Annotated in this window: 6 protein-coding genes; all 6 read right to left on the reverse strand. The window is 64.8% G+C overall.

All coding sequences use genetic code 11. The annotated features are described in order from the left end of the window. Positions 1-179: 179 nt before the first annotated feature. Positions 180-926 (reverse strand): LytR/AlgR family response regulator transcription factor, encoded by a 747-nt coding sequence (locus ABEL04_RS06255; RefSeq protein ID WP_375801529.1) that lies wholly within the window; start codon positions 924-926, stop codon positions 180-182. A gap of 47 nt (positions 927-973) precedes the next feature. Next, a complete protein-coding gene (locus tag ABEL04_RS06260) occupies positions 974-2,095 on the reverse strand; it encodes a sensor histidine kinase (protein ID WP_375801530.1) in 1,122 nt (373 codons plus the stop codon). 58 nt (positions 2,096-2,153) lie between these two features. Further along, positions 2,154-2,891 (reverse strand): ABC transporter permease, encoded by a 738-nt coding sequence (locus ABEL04_RS06265; RefSeq protein WP_375801531.1) that lies wholly within the window; start codon positions 2,889-2,891, stop codon positions 2,154-2,156. Between the two features lie 40 nt (positions 2,892-2,931). Beyond that, on the reverse strand, positions 2,932-3,246 hold the full coding sequence (locus ABEL04_RS06270; RefSeq protein WP_375801532.1) for a hypothetical protein: 315 nt from the start codon (positions 3,244-3,246) through the stop codon (positions 2,932-2,934). A gap of 4 nt (positions 3,247-3,250) precedes the next feature. After that, positions 3,251-4,054: a serine hydrolase gene (locus ABEL04_RS06275; RefSeq protein WP_375801533.1), complete on the reverse strand. Its 804-nt coding sequence runs from the start codon at positions 4,052-4,054 to the stop codon at positions 3,251-3,253. Between the two features lie 134 nt (positions 4,055-4,188). Next, positions 4,189-4,716 (reverse strand): hypothetical protein, encoded by a 528-nt coding sequence (locus tag ABEL04_RS06280; RefSeq protein ID WP_375801534.1) that lies wholly within the window; start codon positions 4,714-4,716, stop codon positions 4,189-4,191. Positions 4,717-4,852: the final 136 nt, after the last annotated feature.

The raw sequence follows: 4,852 nt of genomic DNA on the forward strand, positions 1-4,852 counted from the left end.
CGTAGGGGGCGAACACCGTTATGGCGCCCCAACGACGGTGCGTTCAGTGCGCGCTGCCATTCGGGCTATGGGGTTTGGGGACTGGATTCTGTGCGGGTGTGTGGAGGGTTGGAGGTTATCGCGCTTGCTCTTTGCATCTCCACCCACGTCCATCCCTCCACACATCAGCGAAGCTGAATTCACACGATGCGGTCGCGGATCTCGGAGGCGTAGGAACGGCTCACCCGCACCTTGGTCCCGTCGTCGAGGACGGCCTTGTACCCGCCCGAGCCGTCGCTGTAGAGGTGATCGATGGCCGAGAAGGCGAGGATGTGGGAGCGGTGGACGCGCATGAACCGCGAGGGGTCGAGTCGCTCCTCCAACTCGCCGATGCCCATTGACGAGAGGTAGGTCTTCTCGTCCGTGTGGAGCTTTGAGTAGTCGCCCGCGGCTTCGATCCAGCGGATGTCGTCGGGGTCGACGGGAATGATTTTGTTGCCGTGGCGCACGTAGAGGCGCTCGGGGGCCTCTTCGTCGTCGCTTTTGGCCTCCTGGAGAAGCGCAGCGAGTCGATCCCCGTACTCGTCGCCGTCCTGGTCGTAGCGCTCCAGCGCCCGATCCACGGCCTTTCGGAAGCGGGCCTTGCTGTACGGCTTCAGAAGATAGTCGACCGCCCCCGCGTCGAAGGCCTCGATCGCGTACTCGTCGTAGGCGGTGGAGAAGATGATGTCCGGCAGCACGTCGATCCGCTCCAGCACGTCGAAGCCGTCGAGGCCCGGCATCTGCACGTCGAGGAAGACGAGGTCGGGGGCCTCGTCGTTGATGGCCTCGATGGCCTCGCGGCCGTTTGTGCACTCGCCGATGGGCTCGATGCGGTCCACGTCCTCCAGGTATTCCTGGATGAGGGTGCGGGCCGGGGGTTCGTCGTCGACGATAAGGGCTTGCACGGGATCAGGGTTGAAGATTGGCAGATTAGAAAATTGGGCGGCGAGAGTCAGTTTGGCGCAACACCATTTCGGGGGATGGAGAAGTGGACGGTGAAGCCGGTGGGGGTGTTCTCGGCGGTGTGGAGGCCCGCGTCGGGGCCGTAGGTGTGCCGGAGGCGGGTGTCGGTGTTGGGGAGGCCGGTGCTGTCGTCGTCGGCGGAAAGCGGGTCTTCCTCTCCGGGGCCGACGCCGGTATCCTCCACGCGGACATGAATCCGATCGTTCTCGGTGGTGACCTCGACGGTGACCGTTCCGCCCTCTTCGCTCGGGGCGATGCCGTGGCGGAGCGCATTTTCCACAAGTGGCTGCAAAATCATGGGCGGCACCGGCGTATCGAGGGTCTCGTCGTCCGCATCGACCTCAATGGTCGCCGTCAGCCGGTCCGAGAACCGGTGATGCTCCAGGTCGAGGTACCGGCGCGTGAAGTCGATTTCATCGCGGAGCGGGACGTGGTCGCGGTCCGAGCCGTTGAGCGCGTAGCGCATCATGCCGGACAGTTTGGCGATCATTTCCCGGGCCTGCTCGGGATTGTGGCGGAGCGTGGCGCTGATCGAGTTGAGCGTGTTGAACAGAAAGTGGGGATTTACCTGGGCCTTGAGGGCCGCCAGCTCCTGCTCGCGGGCCTTGGCCCGCAACTCGATGGCCTGTTGCTCCTTGAGACGAAGGCGCTGGACGCTGCGGACGAGATGGTAGATCGCAAACTGGATGACATACAGCGTGCCGTGGGTGACGAGGAGCCACGGGTAGCGTCCCATTAGCGTCTCGACGGTCCCGTCGGGTCCTCCCAGCCGCACCAGTCCGATGAAGCCCTTGACGGTGCCCCACGTGTACAGCGGACCAAGGACGAGATGTGCGACTGCGATCCAGCCCCAGTGACGTTCATCCATCCAGCGCACAACGATCCACCAGACCGGCACGCTGGCGAGAGCCATGATGAGGCTCTCGAACGACTGGCCGATCAGGGCGCCGACGAGCGGAGCGCCTTCCGCCTGGGCCACCACGATGGAGAGCAGGAGGGTATAGAGCACCCAGAGTCCGGCCGCGGTGCCCGCACCCGTCCACGTGATCCGCGGGGGGGGTAGGGAGGCCTCCGGGTCGAGGGTCATTGTGGACGAGTGGCCGCGGTTCATTGCGAGGAAGGAGTGGGGGGGCGTTGAGGTAAAGGAAAACGGGGCGATGCAGTGTGGGTTACGACCAGCGGAAGGCGTACGCACCGATGCTAGCACAGCCGATTCCCATCCCGACGAGCACGAGCGACGAGGCGCCGTTCCACTGCCCGTGCAGCCAGGCGTCCTGCAGGAGCCACGTGGCGTGGGTGAGGGGGAGCGCCGCACTTGCCGTTTTCAACCACTCGGGGAACAGGAACTGGGGAACGGCCGCCCCCGACAGGAAGAGCATCGGGAAGAAGAGCGCATTCCCTACCGCCTGCGCGGCGCGGGCCGTGGGCACCACGGCAGCGAGGAGAAAGCCGACGGCGAGGAAGCTGAGGGCGGCGAGTAGGAGGCTGGCGAGGGCGAGGAAGGGCCGATCTGGGACGGGCACATCGTAGACGAGGCCCGCAGTCCCCATCAGCAGCACGACGCTCCCGAGAAGCATGAGGACGTGGACGACGGTCTGGGCCCCCAGCACGGCCGTGGGCCGGAGCGGCGTGACGCGGAACCGACGCAGGACGCCCTGGTCGCGGTAGATGGCCAGCGCGGTGGGCAGGCTGAGAAGGCCGAGCGAGCCGATCGTGAGGGCCACGTAGCCGGGCAGGGCGTAGGTCGTGTAGCCAACGTCTCCGGGGGCCGATCCGGGGGCATTGCCGAAGATGGCGCCGAACGCGAACAGGAGCAGCAGGGGAAAGGCCACGGTGAAAAACGTAGCCATGGGCTCGCGGAGAAAGAGTTTCGTTTCCGTCCAGGTAAGGGTGAGAAAGGCGCGCATGGCGGAGTGGTGTGGAAACGTTGGGGATTGTGGGGACGGGCTACGACCCATCTAGCACTCGGGCGAGGGTGCGGCGGTACGAGGGGTCGTTCAGGAGGCCCTCCAGGAATTTGGTGTTCAGGTCCGAGAATCGATCCCGGGCCTGCGGGTCTCCGTCGAACAGAACTGCGTACTCAGTCTGAGCGTCACTCTGCTTCTCAGTAAAGAACGCAGCCTGGGTAAAAACCCACGCGGTGCTTCCGCCCTTGAGTCCAGCGTGCGAATACCGAGGATTGTCGATCTTGACCTCAAGGACCTCGTGCAGGTATTCGTGCGCCTCGTCGCTGAGGAGTGTCCGGTTGTTGATCCGGTGCATGAGCTCAGCGTACTCGCGCGCGGTAGAGGACAGGCAAGTGATCGGACCAGGCGTGTTGCACCGCGATGCCGGGGGTAGTGAGGCCGTCTCGATACGAACTATCGGCGTCTTGCAGGAGCTTCTGATGAATCTGTGCGGCCCGCGACGCCCGCTCCTCCGCAGACAGGTCGCGCATGAACCGGGCGCGCTCCTCGCCCCTAAGTCCCTTCTGGATGCCCACGTAAAGATCCGAAATGATGTAGTGCAGTGGATCGTGGGACGCGAGGCCGATTTCGTCGAGTCCCTGGTTAATTTCCTTCAAAGTAAGGAGGTCCATCAGATACTCGGTTGCCGGGTTCGAACTGAACTCAATCATGCCCCGGGCTACCGTTCGCAGCGGCACGCGTCCATTCTGGACGCGACCCGCACTCCGGGCCTGCGTGATCCAGTCCCGGTGGAGCTGCTTCGCTGTGGGCCCGGTGAGGCCCATGAAGCGGTTAATGCGGTCGAGGGGGACGAGCGAGTCGGGACGAATCGTGCCCGCGGCGGCCTGCCGGGCGTACTCGATGGCCACCACGTACTTCACCGTGCTGGCGAGGGGCTGCTTCCGGTCTGCGTTGTAGGCGGCCAAGACCGTGTCGGCGCGAGTGACGTAGAGCGCCGAGGCGGACGGATGATTCTCAAAAAACGCGATGGATTCGGGCACGGACGGCGACGAGGAGCCTCCCCCATCGTCGCTGAGGCCAAGCAGGTCGCAGCCGGTCGTGGAAAGCGGGAGAACAGCGAGGAGGAGAGCGGACGCCGCAGTTCTAAGGGTCGGGAAGCGCATTTGCAGGGGGAAACCGAAGCAATGCATCTGTTCTTTTCGACGTTCACGGGTTTTCCGAGACGAGCACGCGGGAGGGGGTTGGACGTCGGACCCCTCTCAAATGTCAGGGAATGGGCCCACGGCGGCACCGACAATCAGAAGGCCCATCCCACACTGACCCCGCCCCAGACTCCCACGCCGACCCCCGAAGAATCCAGCCGATCCATGACCGCGAGGGGCTGGAGGGCCACCCGGAAGAAGACGCCGCGGTCGCGGGGCTGATACCGGTAGCCCGTGATGGGACCGACCGCCGCGACGAGGCCGCGCGTTTCTGTATCCCGAAACAGGGTTGGGTACGATTCGCGCGTTCCGGCCAGGAGCCCCACCCCAAACTCCGGGCGCCACTGGCCCGTCCCGAACAGATAGCTCACACTCGCCGGGATGCCCCAGGAGAACGGGAACCAAGTTGCCCCGATCCGGCCAATCGTGCGGGGGCCGAGGCGACGGCTGTAGTTGAGGGAGTAAAAGATCCCGCTGCCGCCCAGCTCCAGATAGACGGCATTCCGGACGAGGGGCGAATCGAGGAGCGCCTCGGGCGACTGGGCATGGCTGAGTGGGGCGACGCCGACGCAGAACGCTACCGCGACAGCGAGGAGAACACAGGAATCGAGGGAGAAACGCATGGTGCTTTCTGGATGCTGAACAAACGAGTGCAGTGTGCTCGTGGCTACACTCACCTCCCGATCGAGGGCCAGCGGATGTCTCCGCCCCGTCCGTATGGGCGAGGAAGACATCCTCCAGGGTGGCCCGCTCGGCGTG

The organism is Salinibacter sp. (genome assembly GCF_042218895.1).
In the GTDB taxonomy this organism is placed as follows: domain Bacteria; phylum Bacteroidota; class Rhodothermia; order Rhodothermales; family Salinibacteraceae; genus Salinibacter.